Annotated in this window: 25 protein-coding genes and 2 tRNA genes; 10 read left to right on the top strand and 17 right to left on the bottom strand. The window is 47.1% G+C overall.

Annotated features, from left to right (window positions below):
• The first annotated feature begins 44 nt into the window (after positions 1-44).
• Complete coding sequence (phoR, locus tag QUE60_RS05810) at positions 45-1,337, top strand: phosphate regulon sensor histidine kinase PhoR (protein ID WP_286223163.1); 1,293 nt, start codon at positions 45-47, stop codon at positions 1,335-1,337.
• Here phoR and ppk1 read toward each other — a convergent pair.
• Positions 1,303-3,396: a polyphosphate kinase 1 gene (gene ppk1 / locus QUE60_RS05805; RefSeq protein ID WP_286226390.1), complete on the bottom strand. Its 2,094-nt coding sequence runs from the start codon at positions 3,394-3,396 to the stop codon at positions 1,303-1,305. The two genes, phoR and ppk1, sit on opposite strands and share 35 nt — an antisense overlap.
• 77 nt (positions 3,397-3,473) lie before the next feature.
• Here ppk1 and QUE60_RS05800 point away from each other — a divergent pair, with 77 nt between their 5' ends.
• Positions 3,474-5,042: a Ppx/GppA phosphatase family protein gene (locus QUE60_RS05800; protein ID WP_286226389.1), complete on the top strand. Its 1,569-nt coding sequence runs from the start codon at positions 3,474-3,476 to the stop codon at positions 5,040-5,042.
• On the opposite strand, the gene QUE60_RS05795 is transcribed toward QUE60_RS05800, so the two are convergent.
• The 4 genes from QUE60_RS05795 to QUE60_RS05780 form a co-directional block, all read right to left on the bottom strand.
• Positions 5,039-5,986 carry a GNAT family N-acetyltransferase gene (locus tag QUE60_RS05795; protein WP_286223160.1) on the bottom strand — a complete coding sequence of 316 codons (948 nt, stop codon included), beginning with the start codon at positions 5,984-5,986 and terminating at the stop codon, positions 5,039-5,041. The two genes, QUE60_RS05800 and QUE60_RS05795, sit on opposite strands and share 4 nt — an antisense overlap.
• Before the next feature lie 85 nt (positions 5,987-6,071).
• A complete protein-coding gene (locus QUE60_RS05790; RefSeq protein ID WP_286226388.1) occupies positions 6,072-6,473 on the bottom strand; it encodes a diacylglycerol kinase in 402 nt (133 codons plus the stop codon).
• Positions 6,473-7,501, bottom strand: a complete 1,029-nt coding sequence (locus QUE60_RS05785) for a glycosyltransferase family 4 protein (RefSeq protein ID WP_286226387.1) — start codon at positions 7,499-7,501, stop codon at positions 6,473-6,475. Before QUE60_RS05785 ends, QUE60_RS05790 begins: the two co-directional genes overlap by 1 nt.
• Positions 7,498-8,364: a UDP-2,3-diacylglucosamine diphosphatase gene (locus QUE60_RS05780; protein ID WP_286226386.1), complete on the bottom strand. Its 867-nt coding sequence runs from the start codon at positions 8,362-8,364 to the stop codon at positions 7,498-7,500. The genes QUE60_RS05785 and QUE60_RS05780 overlap by 4 nt, the downstream gene beginning before the upstream one ends.
• A gap of 96 nt (positions 8,365-8,460) precedes the next feature.
• Between QUE60_RS05780 and QUE60_RS05775 the strand changes: the two genes are divergently transcribed.
• On the top strand, positions 8,461-9,210 hold the full coding sequence (locus QUE60_RS05775; protein ID WP_286226385.1) for a lysophospholipid acyltransferase family protein: 750 nt from the start codon (positions 8,461-8,463) through the stop codon (positions 9,208-9,210).
• Here QUE60_RS05775 and QUE60_RS05770 read toward each other — a convergent pair.
• Both QUE60_RS05770 and QUE60_RS05765 read right to left on the bottom strand, forming a co-directional pair.
• Entirely contained in the window at positions 9,200-11,290 is a 2,091-nt protein-coding gene (locus QUE60_RS05770; RefSeq protein ID WP_286226384.1) for a TonB-dependent receptor, read from the bottom strand. The genes QUE60_RS05775 and QUE60_RS05770 overlap by 11 nt on opposite strands.
• Before the next feature lie 100 nt (positions 11,291-11,390).
• Positions 11,391-11,804: a hypothetical protein gene (locus QUE60_RS05765; protein ID WP_286226383.1), complete on the bottom strand. Its 414-nt coding sequence runs from the start codon at positions 11,802-11,804 to the stop codon at positions 11,391-11,393.
• An 82-nt stretch (positions 11,805-11,886) separates the two neighbouring features.
• On the opposite strand from QUE60_RS05765, the gene QUE60_RS05760 reads away from it, so the two are divergent.
• Positions 11,887-11,963 (top strand) — tRNA-Pro (locus QUE60_RS05760).
• 28 nt (positions 11,964-11,991) lie between these two features.
• On the opposite strand, the gene QUE60_RS05755 is transcribed toward QUE60_RS05760, so the two are convergent.
• From QUE60_RS05755 to QUE60_RS05745, 3 genes are read right to left on the bottom strand one after another with little or no spacing between them, the layout of a single operon-like run.
• Complete coding sequence (locus QUE60_RS05755; protein WP_286226382.1) at positions 11,992-12,846, bottom strand: hypothetical protein; 855 nt, start codon at positions 12,844-12,846, stop codon at positions 11,992-11,994.
• A gap of 53 nt (positions 12,847-12,899) precedes the next feature.
• Positions 12,900-14,243, bottom strand: coding sequence for an APC family permease (locus tag QUE60_RS05750; protein WP_286226381.1), 1,344 nt, complete (start codon positions 14,241-14,243; stop codon positions 12,900-12,902).
• Positions 14,244-14,265: 22 nt separating this feature from the next.
• Positions 14,266-15,108 (bottom strand): methyltransferase domain-containing protein, encoded by an 843-nt coding sequence (locus QUE60_RS05745; protein ID WP_286226380.1) that lies wholly within the window; start codon positions 15,106-15,108, stop codon positions 14,266-14,268.
• Positions 15,109-15,219: 111 nt separating this feature from the next.
• Between QUE60_RS05745 and QUE60_RS05740 the strand changes: the two genes are divergently transcribed.
• Positions 15,220-15,296, top strand: a tRNA-Arg gene (locus tag QUE60_RS05740).
• Between the two features lie 190 nt (positions 15,297-15,486).
• On the opposite strand, the gene QUE60_RS05735 is transcribed toward QUE60_RS05740, so the two are convergent.
• Together QUE60_RS05735 and QUE60_RS05730 are read right to left on the bottom strand one after the other, a co-directional pair.
• Positions 15,487-16,485 carry a transglycosylase SLT domain-containing protein gene (locus tag QUE60_RS05735; RefSeq protein WP_286226379.1) on the bottom strand — a complete coding sequence of 333 codons (999 nt, stop codon included), beginning with the start codon at positions 16,483-16,485 and terminating at the stop codon, positions 15,487-15,489.
• A 116-nt stretch (positions 16,486-16,601) separates the two neighbouring features.
• On the bottom strand, positions 16,602-16,862 hold the full coding sequence (locus QUE60_RS05730; RefSeq protein WP_286226378.1) for a hypothetical protein: 261 nt from the start codon (positions 16,860-16,862) through the stop codon (positions 16,602-16,604).
• A gap of 713 nt (positions 16,863-17,575) precedes the next feature.
• Between QUE60_RS05730 and QUE60_RS05725 the strand changes: the two genes are divergently transcribed.
• The 3 genes from QUE60_RS05725 (at position 17,576) to QUE60_RS05715 (ending at position 20,288) form a co-directional block, all read left to right on the top strand.
• Entirely contained in the window at positions 17,576-17,908 is a 333-nt protein-coding gene (locus tag QUE60_RS05725) for a hypothetical protein (RefSeq protein ID WP_286226377.1), read from the top strand.
• A gap of 154 nt (positions 17,909-18,062) precedes the next feature.
• Positions 18,063-18,899, top strand: coding sequence for a class I SAM-dependent methyltransferase (locus QUE60_RS05720; RefSeq protein WP_286226376.1), 837 nt, complete (start codon positions 18,063-18,065; stop codon positions 18,897-18,899).
• Between the two features lie 165 nt (positions 18,900-19,064).
• The gene (locus QUE60_RS05715; protein ID WP_286226375.1) at positions 19,065-20,288 is read left to right on the top strand and encodes a tyrosine-type recombinase/integrase; all 1,224 of its coding nucleotides are present in this window, start codon (positions 19,065-19,067) and stop codon (positions 20,286-20,288) included.
• Here the strand turns inward: QUE60_RS05715 and QUE60_RS05710 are convergent.
• The 3 genes from QUE60_RS05710 to QUE60_RS05700 form a co-directional block, all read right to left on the bottom strand.
• Positions 20,285-20,644 carry a hypothetical protein gene (locus QUE60_RS05710; protein ID WP_286226374.1) on the bottom strand — a complete coding sequence of 120 codons (360 nt, stop codon included), beginning with the start codon at positions 20,642-20,644 and terminating at the stop codon, positions 20,285-20,287. The genes QUE60_RS05715 and QUE60_RS05710 overlap by 4 nt on opposite strands.
• Before the next feature lie 195 nt (positions 20,645-20,839).
• On the bottom strand, positions 20,840-21,562 hold the full coding sequence (locus tag QUE60_RS05705) for an AAA family ATPase (RefSeq protein ID WP_286226373.1): 723 nt from the start codon (positions 21,560-21,562) through the stop codon (positions 20,840-20,842).
• A gap of 61 nt (positions 21,563-21,623) precedes the next feature.
• Positions 21,624-22,418, bottom strand: a complete 795-nt coding sequence (locus tag QUE60_RS05700) for a hypothetical protein (RefSeq protein ID WP_286226372.1) — start codon at positions 22,416-22,418, stop codon at positions 21,624-21,626.
• A gap of 196 nt (positions 22,419-22,614) precedes the next feature.
• Between QUE60_RS05700 and QUE60_RS05695 the strand changes: the two genes are divergently transcribed.
• Positions 22,615-23,466 carry a hypothetical protein gene (locus QUE60_RS05695; protein WP_286226371.1) on the top strand — a complete coding sequence of 284 codons (852 nt, stop codon included), beginning with the start codon at positions 22,615-22,617 and terminating at the stop codon, positions 23,464-23,466.
• Here the strand turns inward: QUE60_RS05695 and QUE60_RS05690 are convergent.
• Together QUE60_RS05690 and QUE60_RS05685 are read right to left on the bottom strand one after the other, a co-directional pair.
• A complete protein-coding gene (locus QUE60_RS05690) occupies positions 23,458-24,024 on the bottom strand; it encodes a tyrosine-type recombinase/integrase (RefSeq protein WP_286226370.1) in 567 nt (188 codons plus the stop codon). The genes QUE60_RS05695 and QUE60_RS05690 overlap by 9 nt on opposite strands.
• Positions 24,025-24,278: 254 nt before the next feature.
• Positions 24,279-24,812, bottom strand: a complete 534-nt coding sequence (locus QUE60_RS05685) for a hypothetical protein (protein WP_286226369.1) — start codon at positions 24,810-24,812, stop codon at positions 24,279-24,281.
• A gap of 346 nt (positions 24,813-25,158) precedes the next feature.
• Here QUE60_RS05685 and QUE60_RS05680 point away from each other — a divergent pair, with 346 nt between their 5' ends.
• The gene (locus tag QUE60_RS05680; RefSeq protein WP_353506030.1) at positions 25,159-25,602 is read left to right on the top strand and encodes a DUF6641 family protein; all 444 of its coding nucleotides are present in this window, start codon (positions 25,159-25,161) and stop codon (positions 25,600-25,602) included.
• Positions 25,603-25,614 lie beyond the last annotated feature (12 nt).

Raw genomic sequence — 25,614 nt, 5'->3', positions numbered from 1 at the left:
GCTTAATTTTTGAGCATCTCCGGAAGATGCTCTAAGATGTCGCCATGCTTTCTGGATTTCTCCGCCTTATCCCAATCCTTCTACTTGCCGGCGTTGCTGGCTTGATTGGTGAGTCGTTTCTACGGGATGAGCTTGGTTGGCTTCTTGCGGTATTCATCATTGTATTTAGCCTATTCATTGCCTATGTCAATCAATCCCGCCTAGACGCCTTTGTCAAGGGTGCAGGAATCTCTCATTTATCGGGATTTGGCGGCGCTTGGGCTGAGATCTTCTTCAAACTCCAACGCATTATTACTGGCTTACGGAAAGACATTGAGCAGGCAGAGCGCCAGCATAAACGCTTTATTGAGGCATTTCAGGCATCCCCGAATGGTATTGTGATGCTTGATGATCAAGATCAAATCGAGTGGTGCAATGCGATTGCGGAACGCTTTTTGGGGATTGAGCTCAAACGTGATGTGTTACAACGGATTCATTACATCGTCCGCAAACCAGAGTTTGTGCAATACATCACTGAGCGGAATTATGAAGAGCCGATTGTGTTAGAGAAGATGAGTGGTTCAAGCCTGATACTTCGTCTGCAAGCATTCCCATTCTCTGAGAACCGCCGCTTGGTCTTGATTCAGGACATCACGGATTTGAGTAAGGCTGAGGCCATGCGGCGTGATTTCGTGGCTAATGTTTCGCATGAGATGCGCACACCGCTCACCGTCATGATGGGCTTTTTGGAGACCATGCAAACCTTGGATCTACCACCCGAGCAAAAGGCCCAATACCTCGAGATGATGATGGATCAAGGTAAGCGCATGAAGAATTTAGTTGAGGACCTCTTAACTCTGGCAAACCTTGAGGCCAACACACAACCCGCACCTCTAAACAGTGTTTCGATGAGTTATTTAATGTCGCTCATCAAAAATGATGCTTACGCCTTATCGCAGGGTAAACATGCTCTGAACTTTAATCTCAATACACCCTGTAATTTATTAGGTGAAGAGCGCGAGGTGTTGTCCGCTTTTAGTAATTTGGTATCGAATGCGATTCGGTATACACCAGAAGAGGGATCGGTGACGGTCTCATGGGGCATTAATCCTGAGGGAGAGGGGGAGTTCTCGGTAACCGATACGGGACCTGGGATTTCAGCGGAACACATACCGCGCTTAACCGAGCGCTTCTATCGGGTCGATCGGAGTCGCTCGCGTGAGACCGGTGGTACCGGTCTTGGGCTAGCGATTGTGAAGCATGTGGCGAGCCGTCATCAAGCCCAGTTAGTGGTTGAGAGTACGCTTGGCAAGGGTAGTACCTTTACCCTGCGCTTTCCCCCCGAGCGAATTTCTTAAGCAGTTCGAGCTGACCCACGATCGGGGTTTGGTTGCTGCGTGGCTTACTCTTCACGTAACCACCATCGGGCTTCATTAGCCATGCTGAGGCATTGTCTTTGAGCAAAATCATTAAGCCCTCGTTAATCACCCGTTGCTTGAGTTTGGGATCCTTTACCGGGAATGCAACCTCCACGCGGCGCAGGAGATTACGCTCCATCCAATCTGCGCTCGACAGATAAACCTGTTCAGAGCCACCATGATAGAAGTAATAAATCCGGTGATGCTCTAAGAAGCGACCCACAATCGAGCGTACCTTGATGTTCTCGGATAGACCTTTCACCCCAGGGCGCAGAGCGCAGACCCCGCGCACAATCAGATCGATCTTCACTCCGGCCTGCGAAGCTTTATAGAGCTCTTCGATAATGGTCTTTTCTAAAAGAGCATTCATCTTGCCGATAATGCGCGCTTTCTTACCTTGTTTTGCGGCCTTGGTCTCGGCGCGGATGTGATGTACGAGTTGCTCAAGCATAGTGAAGGGCGCTTCCCACAGTTCGCGGGTCTCGAGCTGCATTCCAGTCCCCGTGAGTTGCTGAAAAACTTGATGCACATCCTTGGTGATGAGTGGATCACAGGTCATCAAACCAAAGTCGGTGTAGAGCTTAGCGGTACGGGGGTGATAGTTGCCGGTTCCAAGGTGGGCGTAGCGCACTAGTGATGTCTTACCTGACTTATGGATTTTCTCTTTACGAACGATCAGCAATAGTTTGGCATGGCATTTATGACCGACTACCCCATAGACCACATGTGCTCCAACTTCCTCCAAGCGAGCCGCCCAGTTGATATTGGTTTGCTCATCAAAACGGGCAAGAAGCTCAAGGACCACCGTAACCTCTTTGCCATTTTGGGCAGCCTCAATCAGAGCCTCCATGACTGGCGATTTATCACCAGTCCGATACACTGTTTGCTTAATTGCCAATACGTGAGGATCGCGACTTGCTTCGCGCAATAGATCTAAGACGGGCTCAAAGCTCTCATAGGGATGATGCAAAAGAATATCGGCCTGCTTAATGCGCTCAAAGAATGAGACAGCTCCATTACCTGAGCCGTGCTTAAATGGTATGGCAGGAGTGTATGGTTTAAAGACCAGCTTAGGCTCATCAACCAAGTCTGGGAGTTGAGCAAGGCGGACCAAATTGACTGGGCCATTGACACGGTAACAATCGCGCATATCAAGATTATTTTCCTTGCATAAGCGCTGTAAGAGAGCATCTGGAATATTAATATTTGCTTCAAGGCGCACTGCATCACCCAAGTGACGGGTAGGCAGCTCGCCTTGCAAGGCTTGACGTAAATCGGTGATCTCATCATCAGATACAAAGAGATCGGAGTTACGCGTCACCCGAAATGGATAGCAACCAAGTACTTTCATCCCCGGAAATAGCTGACCCACATACGCTTGAATAAAGGAAGATAAAAATACAAAGGTGTTTGTATTGCCTGATAAGCGGTGAGGCATTTTGACCAAACGAGGCAGTGCGCGCGGTGCTTGCACCACAGCAAGATTAGCCTTGCGTCCAAAAGCATCCTTCCCATCAAGTTGAACGATAAAGTTCAGGCTTTTATTGATGACGCGTGGGAAGGGGTGAACCGGATCGAGGGCGATGGGTGTGAGTAAGGGAAAGAGTTCTTCTTTAAAGAAGTCTTCAGCCCAAACTCGCTGTTCATCATTCCAGTAATCGGGTAGTAAAAATTCAATACCCGCTTTGCGCAACTGCGGGATCAGCACCTGTTGATAAAGATGATACTGGCGCTCAACCAAGGTGTGGGTGTGTTGCGAGACCAGTTCATAACTCTCTGCAATAGTACGCCCATCAGAGCCTACCTTTAAGGAGTTATCGATGAGCTGTTCCTTGATGCCCGACATCCGAATCTCAAAAAACTCATCGAGATTACTCGAGACAATACTCAGAAAGCGAATGCGCTCCAGTAGGGGGATCTTCGGATCCTCGGCTTGCGCCAGAACCCGTGAATTAAACTCGAGGATACCGATTTCACGGTTGAGTAATAGAAGTGACATATCTCTTTATATTTCACAAATGTGTCACTTTTATTTCATACGATAATAGTCTTTGACTTTAATAAATCCTAAATACCGTGTCTAAGACCAGCACCCCTAATAAGCCCGGACTAGACCTAGTGGCCGCCGTTGACCTCGGCTCCAATAGCTTTCGATTGCTCATCTGTCAGGCCTACATTACTCCCTCCGGGATGCAGTTACGTACCATCGACACCTTGCGCGAGCCAGTTCGTTTGGCAGCCGGCCTAACCCCTGGCAAGGTCTTGGATGACGAGGCGATGGAGCGGGGCTTAGGGGCGATTCGACGCTTTGGGGAGCGCTTGCGGGGCTTTCGGCCTGAGCAGGTGAGAGCCGTTGCCACCAACACCTTACGAGTAGCGCGCAATGCGCAAAAGTTTGTGCAAGAGGCTCAGGTTGCTTTGGGATTTCCGATTGAGGTAATCGCTGGAGTGGAAGAAGCCCGTCTGATTTATATCGGCACCTCGCATGAGGCTCCAGCTGTTTCAGGCAATCGCTTGGTAATCGATGTGGGTGGTGGCTCGAGTGAGTTCATCATCGGTAAAGGCTATGAGCCAAAGCTCTTAGAGAGTCTTTACATCGGTTGCGTATCGCATAGCATTCGTTTTTTTCCAAATGGGGTGATTGATCCCCATGCATTCAAAGAGGCTGAGCTAGCTGCGCGCCGCGAGGTGCAAGTGATTAAAGGACGGTTTAGTAAATCAGGCTGGAACCAAGTCATTGGCTCATCAGGCACGGCGCGTGCTTTGGCTGACTTGATAGCGGATAACAAATTGAATGGTTCTGGTGAGAAGTCAACCCTGGACCCCTTAGACAATAGTGGTGCGGGGGTGATTACCTTGCAGGGTCTCAAGGGCCTGAAGAAGCGCCTCCTGGATTTTGATCATATTGATCGCGTTAATCTCATCAACCTCAAGGATGATCGCCGCCCCGTCTTGCCGGGTGGGTTATCGATCATGCTCGCCATCTTCGATGAGTTAGGCATCGAGCGCATGGAAGTTAGTGATGCAGCCCTCCGAGTTGGCGTGCTCTACGATTTATTAGGACGGACGCAGCACGACGACATGCGCTTTGTGACCGTTGAGCAGTTTATGCAACGCTATGCAGTTGATCGTGAGCAGGCGCATCGTTTAGGCACTTTGGCAGCGGAGTTCTTAGCCCAATTACCAAAGCCTAATCACGAGAGCCGCACTGATAACCTTGCCTTACTTGGCTGGTCAGCAAACCTGCATGAGGTCGGATTATCAATCTCGCATAACGGCTATCACAAACATTCAGCCTATATCGCCGCAAATGCGGATATGCCAGGGTTCTCCAAGAATGATCAAGCACGATTGGCAGCGCTGCTTCTGGGACATACGGGCAAACTGGGCAAGCTCTCAAACAATGCCAACTTCACCGACTGGCGTATGTTGTTCTGCATTCGTCTAGCGCATGTCTTGTGCCGCTCACGCATGGATGAGCATTTGCCAAAGGTGAAGGTGAAGAACCCTAATAGCGAGACCTTTGAGGTCGCGATTGATCGGCAGTGGGCCAATGCCCACCCCTTAACCGAGTTCAGTCTACGTAAAGAAGCGGCGGAGTGGGAACGAATCGGGTACCGCTACACCCTAAAGCTAACGGATTAGTCCGCCTTTTCTAGAAAATGCTTCGCGTAGCGCGGATTCATTTCGGAGAGCCGCAACATCGTGAGTAGATCGGCGGTGTTGAAGTCTGGATCCCAAGCGGGCGCACTACAAATCTTAGCCCCGAGTTTCAGGTAGCCCTTAATGAGCGGTGGTGCTTCCACATGCAGACCGCCATTTAAGCGATCTAAGGGGAGAGGTAGCTTCGGAAACGCATGGTTCTCAACTGGTGCCATTTGCTCCGGCCCGAGCGAGTTATAGAGACTGGCTGCATAGTGGCCGCCATCAGCCATTGGAATGCTGGCGCAACCGAGCATGATCTCATATTGATGCTGTTTCATGTATTGGCCAAGACCACTCCATAGGGCCATGATTACTGCACCCGAGCGATAGTCTTCATGCACACAGGAGCGACCTACTTCCACCATTTTGGGGCGTAAGTGATTAATGCGGGAGAGATCAAACTCCGAATCCGAATAAAGGCGGCCAAGTTGACTGGCTTTATGGGGTGGCAAGACCCGGTAAGTACCAATGACGCGCAAGGTCTCGGGGTCACGAATGAGCAAGTGATCGCAATAGGCATCAAACTCGTCGATATCAAGACCGTCTTCATTGACTGGCAGATGCGCACCCATCTCTTCGGCAAATACCTTGTAACGCAGGCGCTGCGCTTCCTTGATCTCCTCGGCATTGATGGCCCACGAGATCTTAAAGGGAGCACGCTTGGCTTTACCTAAGAGCTGAGGAACGTTTTCTAATCCAGTCTTAGACGTGGGCGTGTCGGACTTGATATCGCCCTCAGGAGTCTCTGGCTTTTTGCCAAAGAGCTTTTTGAGAGGATTCAATTTATCCGCCCAGGGTTTAGTGGAAATTGATGCGTTCGCATGACGTTTCGTTGTAATAAATAGGTTGTCTAAAGGCGAAAAAGGATTTGGGATATCAGGCATTGTGATTCCTTAGTTGATAGCCTGATCCTATAGGGCATATATTACAGGAATAAGGCAGGGGTGACAAAATCATAAGTAATTGTTTTTATTGAATAAATTCTTGATAGAGGACGGCAGCCCAGATCACAAAGGCAATGAGTAGGGCTAGCATCACAGCGGCAGAGCCAAAATCCTTGGCCCGCTTCGAGAGGTCATGGTGCTCAAAGGAGATTCGGTCGATCGCGGCTTCTACGCTCGAGTTCAGCAGTTCAATCACCAGCACCATGATTAGCGAGCAGATCATGAGAGCTTTCTCAAGGTGGCCAACTGGCAGGAGAAGGGCAATCGGGCTTAAGACCACCAATAAGACTAGTTCCTGCCGAAAGGCACTTTCCTCTTTAAATGCAAAGACCAAACCATGCCAGGAGTTCTTGGCCGCATGAATCGCTCGGGTCAGACCGCGATTCCCCTTATGGGGATTTTGTTTAATGTCGTATGGTTGACTCATCAAGCGGGAACCGTTTGCGTGCTCACATGCACACGCACTGGCTTTAGATGATTGGCAAACTGCTCACTCGCCGCTTTCCATGAGAACTTCTCGGCATGGGCGCGGGCCACCTCACGCGGAATCCTTAGGGCTTCCATACACGCGGTTTTTAAATCCGCATGCATGACTCCAGCCTTGGAGTCACCCAGTACATCAATTGGGCCGGTAACAGGGTAGGCTGCTACAGGCAAACCGCAAGCCATGGCTTCCAGCAAAACGAGACCAAAGGTGTCAGTCTTGCTCGGGAACACAAAGACATCGGCCGCTGCATAGACCTCAGCCAATTGATATTGATTGAGGACGCCAAGATAGTTGACGAGCGGGTATTTCTCTTTAATTTCTTTTAAGGTCGGACCATCACCGACCACCCACTTTGATCCAGGCAGATCAAGCTCTAAGAAGGCGTTGATGTTTTTTTCAACCGCAACCCGACCCACATATAGGAAGATAGGGTGAGCAGAATTTAATACTTTGGAGGGTTGGACTTTAAATATCTCTAGATCAACGCCGCGCGACCAGATCACGACATTGTCAAAACCGTATTTCTCGAGATCGTCTTTGACCACTTGGGTGGGTGCCATCACTGCCATCGATGGCCCATGAAACCATTTCAGGAAGCGATAGGTCCATGCTAGTGGAATGCGGGTGCGTGCGAAGACGTATTCAGGAAAACGGGTGTGGTAAGCGGTTGAAAATGGTAAGTTGTGGCGCAGTGCGTACGAGCGTGCAGCCAAGCCAAGCGGCCCCTCGGTCGCAATATGAATTGCATCGGGCGAGAAGGCCTTCATGCGTTTAGTGACACCCTTGCCAGGCAAGATCGATAAAGAAATGTCTGGATAGGTGGGGCAGGGAATGGTCTTAAATTCGGTGGGCGTAATCATCTCGACCTGATGCCCCATCTTTTGGAGTTCATAGGTGGTTTGCTTGAGGGTTCTGACAACGCCATTGACTTGGGGTTCCCAAGCGTCAGTTACGATCATGATTCTCATGAAATAGTCTCCATTGAATGAGTGGTAGTGGATTGCGCCATCAACGCAGGCGATGCGGCTCGGCTCGGAAAAGAAATCGATAGACTCATTTGCTCAACCATCACCTCTTCGATAACCGGTTTGTCATCTAAGATGCGTGGCCAATGCACAATCTTGAGCTCACCCTCATGGGTCTCAACTAAGGCGGTCAAACTCTCGACCCAATCGCCATCATTGCAATAGAGGAGGTTATCGATCATACGGATCTCAGCTTTATGAATATGCCCACAGACCACGCCTTGACAACCCCGTAAACGAGCCTCGCGCGCCATGATCATCTCAAAGTCGGCAATGTAGCTCACCGCATTCTTGACCTGGTGCTTTAAGTATTGCGAGAGCGACCAATACTGCATACCCATGCGAATACGCAGTAGATTGAGATAGCGATTCAAGTACAAAATGAGGGAGTAGAGATTGTCACCTACATAAGCAAGCCACTTGGCATATTGCATCACGCCATCAAATAAATCACCGTGGGTAATCCAGAGCTTGCGACCATCGGCTGTGGTATGAATAGCCTCGGGTACCACTTTGATTTCACCAAAGGAGAGGCCCAAGAACTGACGCACAGACTCATCATGATTACCGGGCACATAGACGACCTCAGTACCTTTGCGAGCCTTGCGTAAGATCTTTTGCACGACATCGTTATGCGACTGAGGCCAGTAAATACTCTTCTTTAAGCGCCAGCCATCAATGATGTCGCCAACCAAATAAAGAGTATCGGATTCGTTATGCTTTAAGAAATCGAGGAGGAACTTAGCCTGGCATCCAGGTGTCCCGAGATGCACGTCTGAGATCCAAATGGCTCGATAGTGCTTCATGGACCTCTACAATGCCACCGCATCATGAAATCATCATGACACTTTGGTGTCAGTTTGATGACAAGCGCTAAGGCAAGGCCATTTATCATCTCAACTATGGCAGATTCATCCCGACTCTTATTCTGGCCCGCCTTGCAAATCATGCTCCATGTGATCAAAGGCGCATTGATTCTGATTGTGATTTTCCCCTTTGCGCAGGAATCGACCAAAAAACATCATATTCAGACTTGGTCAAGAGAACTTCTTAAGATCTTTAAGCTCAAACTCAAGGTCATTAATGCCGAGTATTTGCCCAAGAGCGGGGGTTATCTGATTGCGGCTAACCATATTTCTTGGATTGATATTGCCAGTATTCATTCCTTCTTGCCTTGCCGCTTTGTGGCCAAATCCGAGGTAGCAAGCTGGCCCATCTTTGGCTGGATGGCTAAACAAACCGGAACCCTCTTTATACGTCGAGACAACAAACGGCATGGTAAAGAGATTGCCAAACAACTGGAAGATCTACTCCCTAAAGAGCCGATTTGCATCTTCCCAGAAGGCACCTCAACGGCAGGAGATCGGGTTTTACCCTTCAAGACGAATCTCTTTGAGTCGGCCGCCCAAACCCAGGTGCAAAGCTTCCCAATGGCCATTCGATATCGCAATGCGCATCAGGAATATAGCGATGCCACTGCCTTCATTGGCGACATGACCTTGATTGATTCCATTGCCAAGATGCTGAGAGCCAAAGCCATTACCGTCGAGCTGATCTTTGCACCAAGCCCTGCAGTCGAACTGGATCGCAAGGATCTCGCGCTGTATTGCGAGACCCAGGTGAGATCGATGATTGAGGCTTCTAGAAGTTAGCTCGAACACCCACCATCAAACTGCGACCCGGTTGGGGTGCGTATAAACGAACCGCCATCGGCGTGGTGGCATAGCGAATATCATCGTTCAGAATGTTTCTGAGCATCATATAGCCCGTCCAACTCACCTTATTGATCTTCTCGGTATAGGACAAACCGGCATTTAAGAGGTTATAGCTTGGAGTTGGGCCAACCTCCCAGTCAGCAAGACGATTTTGCTGAAAGCTATAGGTATAACTGGCGTTCGCCAACCAACCATTCTTCTGATGCGCCACCTGCACACCAACGCGAGGAGCAGGTTGCAGGGGCAAGTTACCACCCGCATCAAAGCTGCCCTGAGACGCATCGGCAAACAAGCGTGCACCACTACCCACATTGCCCCAGTTGTAGGTCAGCTCACCCTCAGCCCCCTTAATGGTGGCAGCGGCTTGTTGATATTGGACTACGTTGAATAGCTCATCATCTTCTGCCCCAGCATACTCATTCGGAAGGTAGTAACCATAAATGTAGTTATTAAATTTGTTGAGATATACATTCACCTTACCTTTGACTTTGCCTAATGTTTTTTGGATATTCAACTCGAGGTTATGAGAGGTTTCTTTATTGAGGTTTGAGTTTCCAACAACAAAAGTCGCTGTAGCTTCATGAACCCCATAGGAGTAAAGTTCAGGAGCCGAAGGAGCTCTTTGTGAAACGGTGTAAGACAACCCAGTTCCATAACCGTTTGCAAAGTTCCAGAGACCTCCTGCTGAATACGATAGAAGATTGAAATTACGGTTTTGTAAGCCTGGCGCTAGAGGGGCGGCACCTGGACCTGCATAATAAGGAGCCTCAAACTCTGTTGCAAGATTCGGTTTTTGCCCAACGTTGTTGTAACGCAAGCCTAGATTTCCTTGCAATGCCCCCCATCTTCCTTCCTCAATCCAGAAGAGCGCATTCGAGTTTGTTTTGGTGGATGGCAAGATGGCATAACTTCTGCTTTCAACCTCTGTGGCCTCCATCGAACTGTTAGTTACTTGTGCGCCAAACGTTCCTTTCCAGCCCATGAACTGTTTATGCGCAAGCTCTAAACGAAATTCATTAGCTATGTTTTTCCAAACCGCAGCTGCTTCGCCAGAAGTTTTAAATTCAGTATGGTTGTAGTTGCCATTGGCTGCACTGAATTTAATGGATGAGAACCCTGCAAACGGATCGCGGGTTTGGTGCTGGAAGTCGTATCGATTTTGAGATTGATTAATAAATCCACCCTCAGGCGTTGGAATACCGTAGTTATTGTTCAAACGCTCAACTGAGATTCCTGTGTACCCTGATTTACCGATATACGACGCACCTACACCTAAGTTATTTTGGTTGTTAAAAGAGTTGGGAAGCTTCCCAGTGTAATTGGGAGCAGTCTCACCTTCATAGGGGCCAATCGGCCACCCCCCAGGGGCTAAAGTTGAATTCCCCGGAATCCGATAGTTCTGATTGTTGTTAATCGCTGTATCGACATGAACTGCCACGGATCCCACAGACCCCTCAATCACACCGGATGCCGCACGACCGTTGCTAACTGTGTCATAACTAGTGTTCACAGCACCCGTAGCTTTACCAGGTAGCGTTGTCAGAATCCGATCATTGACGATATTCACCAAACCACCGCTCGATCCTGAGCCATAGAGCAGGGCGGCAGCCCCTCTCAAAATCTCAATCTGTCTGGCGTTCGCTACTGGACTGGCTACCGCATGATCGGCAGAGATTGCTGAGACATCGCCAACCGATAGACCGTTTTGTAAGATCTGTACACGCGCTCCCTCAAGACCGCGCATCACAGGGCGTGAGGCACCAAGACCGTAACCCGTTTGCGATACACCAAGTTCATTGCCAATGGTGGCACCTAAGGTGGTGCCTAATTTATCTTGCAGCTCATTACCTTGCAAGATCTTGGTGGGAGTCAAAATACTGCTTGCAGATTCGCGGGAGCCCGTGACATCAATTTGCATGGGATTTTGTTGTGCCATGGCTGCGCTACTAAATGCAGCTGTTGCCACAAGCCAAAGGGCTGATCGCCGTGTTGCGATCACTGAATATGTCAGGTTCATGATTGATTCATCCAAATGGGGGGATGACCCGGCCATGCCAGGTCAAACCGTTTAATCATCCAAATCAGTCTTCAAGCGAAGACCGATTTACAAAGGGGGATTAGAGGATGAGGAGTGGAGGTGCCCGCGATTGGTAGGGCTCGTGAGTGCGTGATGCACTCACGGGAGTAATAAAGCTAACTAGGGATTGGCTAAAACCATTTGGAACAACCAACTGAGTTGGACTACTAGTAATAAGACCTGCGAGTGTGATTGCATCAAAGAGTTGGCACTCGACCGAATGTTCTTCATGACCCAGGAATGCAAAAATTGAGTGATCATGGCTCTCGCAACTGGCATGGGACTCATGGGTCTGTAGAGTTACTGAGGGTTTAAGTTCTTGGTGTTCTATCTGGTGAACCAACCCAAGCCATTGGGTGCTTAAGAGACTCAGCAGCACCAAGCCAAGCATGACCCAGCGCTTAATGGGCGGGGTATCTTGGGCAAAGAGGCGATGGTGCAATAAAGAAGGCATATCGTCAATACTACCTGAGCTGTCAAGCCCCCCTATTGTAGGAGGGCGCTCAGAGCCCAGTCAGGCTATAATAGAGGTCTGTCGGAGTGTAGCGCAGCCTGGTAGCGCACCTGCTTTGGGAGCAGGGGGTCCAAGGTTCGAATCCTTGTACTCCGACCACTTTTATCTTGATACGCTCGTAACCTCCTCAAAAACGCCACGTTACCCCAACCTCGGTCCGGTCGGATGTAATGCCCTTGCTAGTCCAAGCATTGTTGGGTGTGGTGCTGCTCTGTAGATAAGACAGGCCAATATCCACATTCTTATTCATCGAGAATATTGCTGCCACCATTCCGTAGTCATTAACTGCGGCTGCATTTGGGGACGTATCAATCGAGCTACCAATATCTAAAGCAAGCTTAAGCCATGAGTTCACAATCCAAACAGGCGCAATAGAACCCGATACCAAATTGATTTGATACGGACTGTATGTGCCGCTTATGGGATAGTTGGTGTTGTAGGGATTGCGGGCATAACTAATATTGGTATGTACCTGAATGCGTTCCCAATAGTAGGAGACGATGTAATTGATCTCATAGTTGGTTTTTGCCAGACCTAAGCCTTGCACCTGTTGCGAGGTGCTCGCTGGCAGGGTAATTGCCGGTTTAATTGCCATTCCAAGACCCGTTTGACCATCGCCCCAGAAGCGCCATTTCAAGGAAACAATGTTGTTTGAGAATGGTGAATACGATCCGCGCGGGGTTGCATAGTAGGTTGTTGAAAATGCGATCTCGGTCGTATCGGAGATGCCGTGGGTGTACGTAAATGGAAATGCCTTGGCATTACCAAGCCCCCGGAACTCTTCGCCAGGGGTGGCGACGCTACCAGGATTACCTGGCGTGTTGTTGTGCAGAACATAAAAGTACTGCTCGATCTGATTGACCCTCTTGCCAATCGTGCCTGCATCATCGGTGTTTAAGGGCTCAAATGCATGACCAAGTCTTGGCAATCCAGCCAAGACCAGTATCAGCAAAACGCATTGAATGAACCAGGACAAATGCATGAACCACACCCACAAAAGCTCTAGTTTACAGAGCAAGATGTCAGTTCAATGACCTAAGAGATCTTCCGTAACCGCAGAATAAGAAGAGCAACTAAGCCTGCCAGCATCACATAGAAGGAGATCTCGACTGCTCCTTTGCTGTGGGCATACATAATGCTCGAATACGCTAAGTAGGCACATGAGGCACAGAAGATCAGTGGTGTGATGGGGTAGAGAGGTACGCTAAAGGGGCGCGGAGAGCGGTCTTTAAACCGCAATACAAATAAGCCAAGGCCAACCAGTAACAAGAAGGTCCAAAACACTGGGGCAGTAAATTCCACCATGGCTTCAAAGCCATCACTTTGCAAAGCACCAAAGGCAACTAAAGCCAGGCTGATGACACCCTGAACTAGATATGCAAAGGTTGGGGTGCCGCGGGCGGATTCCCATTTGCCCATTTTGCTTAAGCCATCCCAGTCTTCACCCATTGCGTAGTTGGTACGGGCTCCCACAATCATGGTGGCATTAATACTAGTTAGCGCTGCAACTGCCACAAACAAACCGAGTAATTTTTCACCGACGGGGCCAAAGACCAAACCTAATAAGTCAGCAGGCGCCGCCTTACTACTGGCTAACGCTTTCAGGCCTAGTCCATTAATAAGAGCAATATTGACCAGTAAGTAGATGATGGTAATCACCACCAGGCTAATCACAATCACGCTCACGATCGTTTTGCTAGTACCTTTGAGTTCAGCTGAGATGTAGGCGGATTCGTTCCAACCGCCAAAGGTGAGTAAGACAAAGACCATCCCCAAACCAAGCATGCCGAGTTGCGGGGTATTACTAAACAAGGGTGGGTTATCAACTGGGGGTGGAGTATTACCGAATAAACCAAAGCCAGCGATGATGATGGCGACTAAACCAGTCACCTCTAAAACAGTCAGTACTGTTTGCACATTAGCTGACGCATGAATACCAATCAAATTAATGAGCGTAAGTGCAATCACAATCAAGAATGCCCAATAGAGGGAGGAGTGAGCTCCCAAAGGCAACACTTTGGTCATATAGTCACCAAAGACGAAGGCTAGCAATGCAATCGAGCCAGTATTAATAACCATCGCTTTGGCCCAGCCATACAAGAACGAGACGTTCTTGCCATACGCACGGGTCAAGAAATGGTAATCACCGCCTGCGTGAGGATAGAGGGTAGCAAGCTCAGCGTAGCAAAGGGCGCCCATCAATGAGATGAGTGCGCCAGCGATCCAAATCGTAATTGCCCAACCAACATCACCAGTGATACCGGCAACCATCGATGGGGTTTTGAAGATGCCGGCACCAATGACGATGCCCACAATAATGGCAACAGCCCCAAGGGGGCTGAGCAAACGTTGAGGAGAGGCGCTAGCGTTAGCGCCCAAAGAGCTTCCCATCTATAAAGATTTAGCGACGCTTACCAGTTACTTCAGCAAACGTCGTGCTACCTTTGTCTTCACCTTTTAGCTGAGAGCCGTTGACTGTTACTTTGACTGTATGCAAATTGTTCTTGCGATCGAGATAGCCAAAACTCAGTTTGTCACCCTCGAGAGTTGGATTCAGAATCGGCTGTGACTTGCCATTGATGGTGAGATTGCCACCAATTCGTTGATAACGTTGCGACAAACTCAGGGTGCCTTTGCCGTTTACATCAACACCGTCGAGTTGCCATTCGCCAGCCACATTGGCAGGAACCACCCAGAAGTAACCCTTGGAGCCCACATCAATTTCTTTATCCGCTTCCCAATCACCCATCGTGAATGCGTGCGAGACCACGCGAGTACCGGGCTTCATAGCTAAGATGGTGGGGCGCAGACGCAAATTGAGGTCAGGCAATAAATAGAGCGTAACCACCGTGGCTTTACTGAAGTCTTCTTTGAAGATATCGCCATTAATGATCTTGACACGATCACCCACACCTGCACGATTAGCATTGCGTTGGGCAAAGGCTGCCATATCAGGATTGAACTCAATACCCACGGCGCGCGCACCAAATTCTTTAGCTGCAGCAATAGCAATCTTGCCATCACCAGCACCGAGGTCATAGACCAAATCATTGGGGCCTACCTTGGCGGTCTTGAGCATTTGAGTGACTAGCTCGTTGCCAGTTGGCATCCAGATTACATCCTTGCCTTCTTGACCCAAGCGAGGCTGATACTTATCGTCACCAACATCAGCAGGAAACTGAGCAAAAGAAGAGAGAGAAAGGCTTAAACCAATCAATAGAAGCCAAGATTTGAGGAATTTCATGAAATCTCCAACGCAGTTTTTGTTATCAAAACACCATTTATAACAGGAGTTTAATAAATTGCCCAAAAGAGCCAAAGGTAGGGGATAGTCTATTAAAATCAGTCATTCCAACTGCCCATAGCTCAGCTGGATAGAGCAACGGCCTTCTAAGCCGTAGGTCGCAGGTTCGACTCCTGCTGGGCAGGCCAATTCCGGGAATCTTTCACTGATTCGATTGAGTTGATTGTGGCCCGGATTGGTCACCTATCAGACCGACAGGAGTGGGGCGGTGACACCGGGTGGCATCCAAGAGACTATTGGCATCTAGTGGAACTCGGTGGAATTTGTCGGGAAACCCGACAAAATTGCGATGGACAGTAGTTGCCTAGCTAATTAGTTTCATCTCTTCGGGTTTAGTTTCTCTTGGTCAAGTGCTGTTTTCCTGACCCATACGTCATAGGTTACGTAGTATTTGTATACATTACGAACATAGAGAAAAGTTTCTAATCCCAATAATCGCGCGCTTGCCATTTCAACATTAAAAAACCATTGATTGGGATCAAGCCCCATTTTGACTGCTAGTTCTCTTGCCTTGCGAACATTATTTGCACCAGAGTTGTAGGCTGCGACAGCAAAAAATCCTCGTTCAGTTTCAGGTAACGTATTTTGAAGCGACATAGCATACAGTAGGGAGTTAATGTACTTGGCGCCCGCATGAATGTTAGGCTCTAGTTCATAGATATTGCCTGTGTTCATGGACTTGCCCGTTTCCAGCATTAATTGCATAACGCCAATCGCCCCAACAGGACTCACCGCATTTTGATTAAGCAAGGACTCTTGAAAGCCAAGCCCCGCCAAGAATAAAGGATCTAATTGATTCTCACGACCATATCGATGAAAGTATGTCTTCATGGATTCAAAGCGATTTAATTCGTTTTTGGATAGAGGATTTTTTAAGGCATTCTTTTCATGGATAAAGGTCTTTTGTCGATAGTTTTTCAAAACCTTGTCTAAATAAGGACTTGCTGCAAATTCCAAAATATCTTTTGCTAAGTCTGCGTTAATTTTTGTAACAATCACGTCGCCAGAAGAACCGCCTTCTGTAGCAGTGTCAGCGTGGATCGCGATATTCGGGAGCAGTGGCTTCCAAAGCTGGGCTTGCCAATTAGCAACCCATACAAAATCAACTAAACCATCATTAACCATTTGTAGAAGATCTTCATCATTTAAGACAAGATGATCTTGGTATAGATGAATTGGAGTTTTGCCAGACTTTTGTAACTCTTCATTAGTTTTATTTAAAGAAGAAATCCTTGTCGTGCGTCCTACGCACAATGTTTGGCCAGATAAATCTGAAATTTTATTGATTGGATTTTGGTTATTTCTTGAGACAACCACAAACTTCTCAGAACGAGGATGTTCATAAACCAGAAATTTCTTTAAATTTTTTTGTAAGTCATGCTCTTGAAAGTAGTCAATTGCAAAGTCAGCATCCCCCTGATCGAGGAGTGCAATTAATTGCCCTGGGGGGATGGAATAATCTTTATTTGTATTTTCTTTTTATATTTAGTTGATAAATAATCACCAATACTCCTGGCAAGATCTGGCGCGATTCCATATATCTGGTTTTTTGCGTTCACATATGAAATCTGGCCATATGGAATAGCCATTCGGACCTCGCCCAAATTGAGCATTTGGGTAAAGGAGCGTTGCTCTGAAGAGGCAAGTGCCGGGGCTATTTTAAATAGACCAGAAATGGCAAGTAATACAGCCAATATGAAAACTGCTGAGAAGCGCCTCATTAATTTCCCAAGGAATTAAAGAAAATTTTAAGCATTGGGTTGATTATCTAAGCTCACACGACATATTTATCACCCTAAATGAGGATTTTACTAGCTTAATAAGGAGTATCTTAGTGATCAATGGGTGCTTAAAGCTGTCGGTTTTCCCGACAAACGCCTGAAGATACCATGACCACCTACACGAGGTCCCATCCAACTCCATGGCACTCGGTGTTTCGACGAACACCCGAATCAGGGCACTGCAAGCCATTGTCGAACATTGTGTTCCGCAGATTTGCCAGCCCTTCTAAGCCGTAGGTCGCAGGTTCGACTCCTGCTGGGCAGGCCAATTAAGGCAATTGTCTAATGGATTGATTGGGCCGATTGCGATCTAGATTGGTTGCCTATCAGACCGATGAGAGTGGGGCGGTGATACTGGGTGGGATCCACGTGACTACTGGCATCTAGTGGTGGATTGTGGAATTTGTCGGGAAACCAGACAACTGCCTAGTGGGCAGACCACTCGATGGATGGCATGCAATGATCTTTCTAATTTATAGAAATTGCTTATCGATTCAAATGCCCAAAAACCAATTTTTATAGTGGTTATTCAAGTTTTTAGTTCCAGTTAAAATATAGGAATGCGTTTTAAATTCAATCGATCGACTCTAATAGTTTTCTTGTTCTTGGGAATTTTCCTCAAGTGCATGTCTCCGTTCTTACATGCGCATATCGCTGGAGATAACGATTCAGGATTTCATATGTCGGGTTTGAGCGCATTTGATAGTGCGCGACTCTTAGATGATGGCAGTCCTGAGCCAACCCCGGATTCATATGCAGTGACTGTTCCAGATGCGCGTAAGCATTTTCTCGACACCACTTTTGTGGTTGCCTTTGTTGCAGTCGTCCTTTTAGTCTTAAAAGATCGACCCTTTATTCGGCGCGTTTCGTTTGCCAAGACCTTATTGGTCCCGTTTTCATTTCTTAACCCCAAGTTTCCACCCCCGGCCTTAGCGCCACCTCATCGCCACTTCATCTAAGCGCTTACCGCTTCAGGTAAGCCAATGGTTGGTGGCAACCTCTAAAAAATACATTTCATTGCCTTAAACCCTTAGCGGGTTGTTCACCTCCATTCTGGGCGGTTTCTCACGAAACCAAGTTCTGCACCGAATAGGGTGCGAAATCGGTATGGGGATGTTTATGTATTACCAAGATAGCGATGGCATTTATGTGCCACAAAAACCAGTAACGCACCGCAATGATGAATTTGTTGAAGATCAGTTTGCTCATTTATTTGAAATGCAATCCAAGCATTTTTGGTATCTAGGGCGCCATCGTTTTTTATTAGAGTCATTAAAGCGTCATCAAGCATCAGAAAACTTCTCAGCCATTGATTTGGGTGGGGGATGTGGCGGCTGGGTGCAATACCTTACTCAAACAATCCCTAATCGATTAACCGATTTGGCGCTGGCGGATTCTTCCCGGGTAGCGCTCCTCAATGCCAAAGGGGTATTAGATGAGGATGTGGACCTGTATCACGTTGACCTGATGGATTTACAAATGCAGGAGCAGTGGAATACGGCTTACTTATTGGATGTAATTGAGCATTGCCCAGATGATGTCACTGTGATGCGGGAAGCGGCTAAAGCACTAAAGCCTGGTGGCAAGCTATTTGTGGCGACCCCAGCGCTTGACTTCTTTTGGTCGTACAACGATGAGTTTGTAAAGCACGTGCGTCGCTATGACAAACGAAAGTATCAGGAACTCGCAAAGAATAGTGGGTTAATCCTCAAAGATACCCGCTACTTTATGTTCTTCCTCAGTCCGCTGTACTGGCTATCGCGCAAAACCCGCCCCAAAGAGCTTAATGTGGAGCAAATGGCAAAACTCTATAAAGAAGAGTACAAGACGCCTCATCCCATTATTAATAATGCCCTTAAAGCTGTGTTTTATGCAGAAACTCCATTAGGTCACCAACTTTCGTTTCCGTGGGGGACGTCCATATTGGGAGTTTTTGAGAAACCCATGTGATTTGATGAATTTGATTTATGGTAGGAGGGGCGAGGCATACTGATGTGATATTCAAGGCATAAGAATCAATATTTTCTGAATGTCGGTTTTCCCGACAAAAAGCCCGGTCGCTGAAACTCAAATCTGAAGTTAAGCTAACGAGCGTCTATTTCGAGGACGCTGCCCGTGAACAATCTTCAATATCTATTCAATCAAGCTGCTACCACCCAATCTCGAACTATCTCGCTCCTTGATGGTGCCATCGTCTTATATAAAAGAGCTAATAGTGCTCAATGGCAATGCCGTTTTCGACTGGACAACGGCTCATGGTTTTCTGGTACCACTGCCAGTGATCAAGTGGCTGAAGCCAGTACCCGAGCCATTGAGCTGCATCACCGTATCCATGAACGCTATGCCAGTGAAGAGGCTTGCAGAACAAGAACTTTTGCATGGTTGGCCACGGAAGAACTGGAATCTTTGCGGAATCAGTTGACCACTGCAAAGAATCGCCAAAGCGTTCGGGATCATGTCTATGTGCTTGAGCACTATCTGATTCCATTCTTTGGTAGCTTGCCTGTGGCCAATATCCAGCAAAGCCAAGTGGATGAATTTGATTCGTGGCGAATCGCCCAAATGGGACGTGTGCCTCGATTCAGCACACAGCGCCATCACGCCACGACCTTTAATCGGATTATGGCGCGAGCCAGTAACAACGGCTTACTCAACCGCTTTGCCAAACCTGTGACCTTGAATGTGGCAGGGGATCGATCTCAATCTAGACCCAGTTTCAGTGCCGAGGAAGTAGATCACCTGTTGGCCTTTATGCCCAGGTGGGAAGTTCAACGACGAGCCGGACGAACCCAACGCTTTCATGACATGGCCAGATTATGTCGCTGTTATGTGGAGTTCTTGCTGTATACCGGCATCCGACAGGGTACCGAATCCATGCCCATCCGCTGGAAGGACATCCAATGGCACCGAGCAGGGGCGGAACAATACTTGAAAATCTGGGTATCGGGTAAAACGGGTCCACGCCACTTGATTGCCAGAGCGTCCTTAATTGCGACGCTGGAAAGGCTCATGCGTTGGCAACAATTGCCTTACCAATCCCTAGATCAACTGATTGCGGCAGGCTTGGATCGTAAAGTGTTTGTGTTCCCTGCGGGAGATCAGCCTTACAGCCTGCATGGGGTATTTCGACGCTTGTTAGAGGATGCTGAGTTATTGCGTGATCCCCAGACCAATCAAATCCGCACCTTATATAGCCTACGCCATACCTATGCCACCCAAGCCTTGGCCACTGGTGTGGATATCCACACCGTGGCTAGGCAGATGGGTACTTCGGTCATGATGCTGGAAAAGCATTACTCAAAGTTGACTCCTTTGATTTGTGCTGAGCGGTTGGCTTAAACAAAACTCACTGTTTTTTTTAATTCCGCATCCAATTCTTTTTCATAATTCTTATTTGCATCATCTATAACTTTTTTCATCACCTGTTTTTCGATAGCTAGTTTAGGGTCAATATCTACATCGTGCTTGAGTTTATAAAAAGTACGTGATGATGGGTTGGTAAATTGCTCAAATTCATCTTTTGTCACAAGATAAAATTTCATAAGCTGACGCTTTCTTGATTTTGGTATTTTTTGTGAATAGCCAATATGCCGTAGACGAGCGCTTAAATCGTTATTTAAGCGCCAAGGCCATCTACCAAGAACTTTCTGCATCTTATTTGGGTGCACATATACGCCAATATAAATATCACTCATAATGGATTTCCTTTCGCGGAATTTCTTGAGCCCCATCTTTCCTAGCTTGGATAGCATTCCGTGGCTTGCAAAGATAAGGTACCGGTTGTTTGGATACTTCAGGATGACCTAATCGGCTCAGGTCATACGCACGCTTGGATTTGAAATCAACCCAAACCACATTGTTTTTTATTTTCTTTGACATAAAAAATCCTTTCAATTGATATTCGTCGATTCAGGTTGAGGGGCCGTCTTGTTTCGCTTGGATTCAGCTATATCAAGATCGGTAAAGATGGTTCTAGCCGATCCTTTTCCAGCTGCAACAATTCCAGCAATAGCCGAGCTGGCAGGAATGCTTAACCCGTTGCTTTGATAGATACTGTTAATCTTGGCAACCCAATCAGGTGTTGGTGCTGCATTGAGATCTAGCAAAATTGAGCGGTTTAAAACTCCCTTGTCAATCTTGTCGAGATTGTTGGTGGTAAAAATAAACACCACATCCTTGCGATTCATGATGGACTTAAGCGAAGCAATGGCAGCAGTAGTCAAAAGATCAAACTCATCCAAGATCACATAGTGCAAATTGCTAGTGTTCAAACTTACAAACGATGCACTGGATTGGATTTGAGTGATCATCTGTGTACCGTTTTGCCCTTGCGCACAAGCCAGGTATTGATAGTAGGGTTGGGTGGTATCTACAATTTGACCAGCGGTTCCTGACTGAAGAAAATCAGTGATTTTTGCGGTTTCCAGCCATCCTGGCAGTAGTTCAGCCATGGTCGTTTTGCCAGTCCCATAAAGGCCATACAGAATGATTCCGCAGACCCCATTGGCTGGAAAGTTAATAGTGCCATCGATCAGGTACTCCAAGCGATCACGAGTGACCTTTTGGAGGACAAAATCATCCGGCTTGACCGGTTTTGGTATTACAAGTGCCATAGTTTTCTCCTTTGTATGGCTAACTTGCTTACTCCATGACCTACAGTTACACCGCGGTTAATTAGGCATTGACTGCCTGTTGAACTGCCTGATCCCGCACACTTGCATCATTAGCAGCCTCTTGCTCAGCTTTGCGCTTGGCTTGTTGCTCTTTATCGAGCGTGACCAAATGCACCAAAGCGTTGGTAATGAGGCTACCGTTTTGCAACACATACTTGATCTGAAAGCTACCATCGGGCTCACGGGTTGACATCAATAGCACCGCACCCTCATAGGCCGCCTCATCAAACACCGCATTCAAGCTGTCGTTGTGAAGCATGCCCAGGCTGGGAGCACTCATTAATGCCAAACCTTGAGTCTTTTTGGCTTCAAGAGTGAGGCCGTTGGGGCTCTTTGTGCGTCGAACCTCTTCAAAGCCACCGGCATTGCGAAAGTACTCTGGAATTCCAGACGATGGAACCAGCTGTTCGTCCGCAATTCGTAGAGCCGTTGCATAAGCAGATATCCTGCGACGATCATTACTGCCAAATACCACGCGGCAGATTTTGACCATCAAATGCGTCGAGTCTTTGTATGTGACCCCGTTATCCGTGCAATAGGCGTTAAATGCTCGCTTGAGTGCGAGCTTCTCCGCGGTTACGCCTTTCATCTCCAAATAGAGGGCGTAGCATTTTTGGAAAATCTCATATAGCTTCTGGTTGCTACGAGCGTACTCGTTTTGCTCCCAGCTTTTGCGTTCAGAAATCAGACCGTCAAAAGCAGTCTTGATTTCATGCTTGGTCTTATCACCAACTCGTACCGACAGTTTGGGAGTGGTATCGGTGGCCACTTTAGGTACTTCCAGGGTTTGATCCATAGGATCCTCCTTAATCAATAAGAAAAAACGGTTTCTTTAAAACCAAGAAACCACCAAAGTCGGGAAACCCGACAAACAGTCATGAAGTAAACAAGTTGTTAAAGAGCGGTGTAGTTGATGGTGTAATTTGGCTCTTAACATTCAATGAATGCACTTATATAAAATGGATATGTAGCCAATTTGTATAAGCAAAATTATGAAAAAACTACAACCTTTTGGTGAGGGCTGGAAAGAAATTGGCCAATATGGCACCTTTAGGCATGATTTCTTCTATAAATTTTTGCAAATTAGCCCTAGTTATCAATTGGCTTATAAAAAATTAATAAAAGGGCTAGAAATTAATTCTGAAGCAACACCAAAAGACTTTGATTTGGTATTGGAAAATTTTAAAAAATTTGGAAATGTATTTGATTCTAATTACATTTTTTGGTGGAACGACGTTGGTTGCAAAATTTTTGAAAGGGCTGGCGGCACAAATTTAGCATTTACTATCGATACTAGACTTAGCAAGGATGAGTTAATAAAGCAATTTACCGAGTTAGTGGATCGCATAAAAGTTCAACATGATAAAGTTGAATTTGATGGTGTAAGATTGCTGAATAATAAAATTACCGCTCATTCGTTGCATCTCAGACATTACATTGTTACAGCTAAAGCTGAGTTCTTTTTGAATAAGGTAAAAAAAGAGCAGAATTGGACATTAGCTTTATTCTGCAATTTGAGCAAAAAATTTAAAAACTTTTCACAAGAGGATCTGGAGCAAACTCCTGATTCAGAAGATAATAAAATTTATCTCAATATCTTAACCAGCAAGACTTTGAAGGAAGCGTATTGGATTGCTGAGAATGCGGCTAGGGGCAATTTTCCCAGCTTAGATAAAATTGATACTGGCTTAGCTTTTGATTACCGATTTTTAAATAAATTCTATGTAAATTTTTACAAAAACCTCTTTTCTACAATGCGTGATGCTGAAAGAAATGGAGACAATTACATGAAATTCATAGACCCATCTAAATTGGTCAAAGGCAGAAAGAAGAAATTAAATTAACTCAACGGCGTTCCGCTTCTGCTCATCGTTGACATCAATGTATCGCTGAGTAACCGAAATATTCTTATGACCTGCCAAGCTGGCCAAGATTCGTACACCAATGCCTTTGTTGGCCAAAGTGGTGATGAAGAATTTTCTTCCTGAATGACTGCTGCCGCCACTGATCCCGGCATTCTTGTACAGCTGAAAGAACCAGACACAAAGACCATTTGGGGTAAATCCCAAGCGATTCTCAGTATGGAAGAAGGGCACATCAGCGTTCTTGACATGGCGTGTAGTAATGTAGCGTTCCAGTTCAGCCCGTAAGCGCTGCGATACAAACACGGTTCTCGGATGTTTGCCCTTGGTCTGCGCTGCACTTAGGCGGATTTCGCTCTTGATCGTGCCATCGAGATTTAAGACATCGCCCATACGAAGGCTGGCGATCTCGGCCACACGCAGTCCTGCGTAAAAGCTCATGGCTAGAATTGCGCGATTGCGTTCCGCGTATCGATTCTTATCTACATACGCAAATACTTGCTCGAGTTCTTGGCTGGTTAGGGTTTTGGCTTGTGCCATTTTGGTAGTCCTTTCATAAATAAAAAGTGTGTTTACAGTATGTTTTCTTATCAATAAAAGGTCGACCGGAATTTGTCGCTAATAGCCAAATCGCCCGACAAAAAAGTCCTTCCAAGAATCAATGACTTAGCATTACAGATTAAGAATCCTCTACTTTTCTTAACCTGTATTTCTCTATCAGTATTTAGCCCAAAACCCCGTTTTTCGTGGCGAAAAGACGACGATTTTGGGCATTTGTGCAGTAATGCTTCAAATCAGCTTTGTACGCGGTGCGTTAGTTCCTCAAGTGCTCGCGCATTCACTCCGGTAAAAGCACCGTTTGTAGAGGGATTTTGAGGCGAATCTAGCAACGTAGCGTTGGTAGCGATCAGCGTGGGAGTGGGTTTTCCGGGGGTTCTCGCTATGCATGAGCGCACAGCCAAGTTCCACGATTCATGGATTTGGGTATCGGTATCTTCGATCTCGATAATCAAGCGGTGGTGATTGAGATCCAAGGCCGCATAGCCGCGTACCGGAATCTTATTGGATAGTTCATAGCGATAGATCCAGCTCATGAGCACACCGGATTCATTGACGGGCAATTCATCCAAGCGTTGTGTCATGCCCACATGCACTGGCGCTTTGGCTGTGTGAAACCAGGTCTCGATCTCCTCAAAATCTACTAAATATTTACTGCGGGGTTGGCTCACCTCCAAAGTGCCGTTGTAGATGGCTCGGCGATATTGGCCTTTGCCATAGGTGGTTCCAAATTTGGGGTTATCCCATAAGCGAGCGGTAATTTCTTTCATTTTTAATCTCCTTTATGTTTGAAAGAAGTCGCAGTGTTGCCTGAGTTACCAAGAGAGGCAGATCCAAGAACTGGTTGCTGTTGCACTGGATGCGGGTATTGAGTTCAGAACTACTCATTTGTCCCCAATTGCACCCAACTGCCGCATCTAGCAACCATTTCACATACGCCTCTCATTGCAACTCATATAGCAACTCACTTTGCGACTCGTAAATATTTATCTCTTGCTAATAAAAACCGTATTTTTCCCATCCAAAATGAGCCAAATCAGCCCATCGACCAAAAAGAGGTCGTCCAAAACATCAATCGATCACACACTTATTGCAAGTACCTTAAAAGAGGAGAACATGATGACTGTAATAAGTGAATTAAAACTAGTAGCAGACAAAAAGCCCCGCCATATGCCGGTGATCGTAGTTCGCAGGAACAAGTTGGCAGCCAAACTCTGGGAGCAGATCCAGTTGGCCAAAAGCCAGATCGATGGCACTCCGTTTGTGATCCATAAATTTAGAAGCGTTCGAGATCCCGAATCCGGTGTGAAGAAACAGGTGGAAGTGCCCAAAAGGATTAAACCCTGGTGGTTTCAAAGTGAGGCTGGAAAAGTCTGCATCGCCATTCGCTATGGTAGCTATACCTTGGAACTGGCCAAAGGCATGAGCAGCATTGAGGTCGCCAGTGCCGCCGATCTCATCAAAACCTTGGAGGTCATCAAAACCGCTGTTGAGGCAGGGGAGTTGGATTCTCAGATTGAATTAGCCAGCCAAAGTCTGCGTAGTGGCTTTCGACGCTAACCAGCGTCCTTT

Source organism: Polynucleobacter sp. HIN11 (genome assembly GCF_030297675.1).
GTDB lineage: Bacteria > Pseudomonadota > Gammaproteobacteria > Burkholderiales > Burkholderiaceae > Polynucleobacter.
This window is presented reverse-complemented; position numbering and strand designations above follow the sequence as displayed.

Bases quoted from the DNA above. Each gene is read 5' to 3' on its own strand.
- phoR (WP_286223163.1), top strand. From the start codon at position 45: ATGCTTTCTGGATTTCTCCGCCTTATCCCAATCCTTCTACTTGCCGGC.
- ppk1 (WP_286226390.1), bottom strand. From the start codon at position 3,396: ATGTCACTTCTATTACTCAACCGTGAAATCGGTATCCTCGAGTTTAAT.
- QUE60_RS05795 (WP_286223160.1), bottom strand. From the start codon at position 5,986: ATGCCTGATATCCCAAATCCTTTTTCGCCTTTAGACAACCTATTTATT.
- QUE60_RS05790 (WP_286226388.1), bottom strand. From the start codon at position 6,473: ATGAGTCAACCATACGACATTAAACAAAATCCCCATAAGGGGAATCGC.
- QUE60_RS05785 (WP_286226387.1), bottom strand. From the start codon at position 7,501: ATGAGAATCATGATCGTAACTGACGCTTGGGAACCCCAAGTCAATGGC.
- QUE60_RS05780 (WP_286226386.1), bottom strand. From the start codon at position 8,364: ATGAAGCACTATCGAGCCATTTGGATCTCAGACGTGCATCTCGGGACA.
- QUE60_RS05775 (WP_286226385.1), top strand. From the start codon at position 8,461: ATGGCAGATTCATCCCGACTCTTATTCTGGCCCGCCTTGCAAATCATG.
- QUE60_RS05770 (WP_286226384.1), bottom strand. From the start codon at position 11,290: ATGAACCTGACATATTCAGTGATCGCAACACGGCGATCAGCCCTTTGG.
- QUE60_RS05765 (WP_286226383.1), bottom strand. From the start codon at position 11,804: ATGCCTTCTTTATTGCACCATCGCCTCTTTGCCCAAGATACCCCGCCC.
- QUE60_RS05755 (WP_286226382.1), bottom strand. From the start codon at position 12,846: ATGCATTTGTCCTGGTTCATTCAATGCGTTTTGCTGATACTGGTCTTG.
- QUE60_RS05745 (WP_286226380.1), bottom strand. From the start codon at position 15,108: ATGAAATTCCTCAAATCTTGGCTTCTATTGATTGGTTTAAGCCTTTCT.
- QUE60_RS05725 (WP_286226377.1), top strand. From the start codon at position 17,576: ATGTCTCCGTTCTTACATGCGCATATCGCTGGAGATAACGATTCAGGA.
- QUE60_RS05720 (WP_286226376.1), top strand. From the start codon at position 18,063: ATGTTTATGTATTACCAAGATAGCGATGGCATTTATGTGCCACAAAAA.
- QUE60_RS05710 (WP_286226374.1), bottom strand. From the start codon at position 20,644: ATGAGTGATATTTATATTGGCGTATATGTGCACCCAAATAAGATGCAG.
- QUE60_RS05705 (WP_286226373.1), bottom strand. From the start codon at position 21,562: ATGGCACTTGTAATACCAAAACCGGTCAAGCCGGATGATTTTGTCCTC.
- QUE60_RS05700 (WP_286226372.1), bottom strand. From the start codon at position 22,418: ATGGATCAAACCCTGGAAGTACCTAAAGTGGCCACCGATACCACTCCC.
- QUE60_RS05695 (WP_286226371.1), top strand. From the start codon at position 22,615: ATGAAAAAACTACAACCTTTTGGTGAGGGCTGGAAAGAAATTGGCCAA.
- QUE60_RS05690 (WP_286226370.1), bottom strand. From the start codon at position 24,024: ATGGCACAAGCCAAAACCCTAACCAGCCAAGAACTCGAGCAAGTATTT.
- QUE60_RS05685 (WP_286226369.1), bottom strand. From the start codon at position 24,812: ATGAAAGAAATTACCGCTCGCTTATGGGATAACCCCAAATTTGGAACC.
- QUE60_RS05680 (WP_353506030.1), top strand. From the start codon at position 25,159: ATGATGACTGTAATAAGTGAATTAAAACTAGTAGCAGACAAAAAGCCC.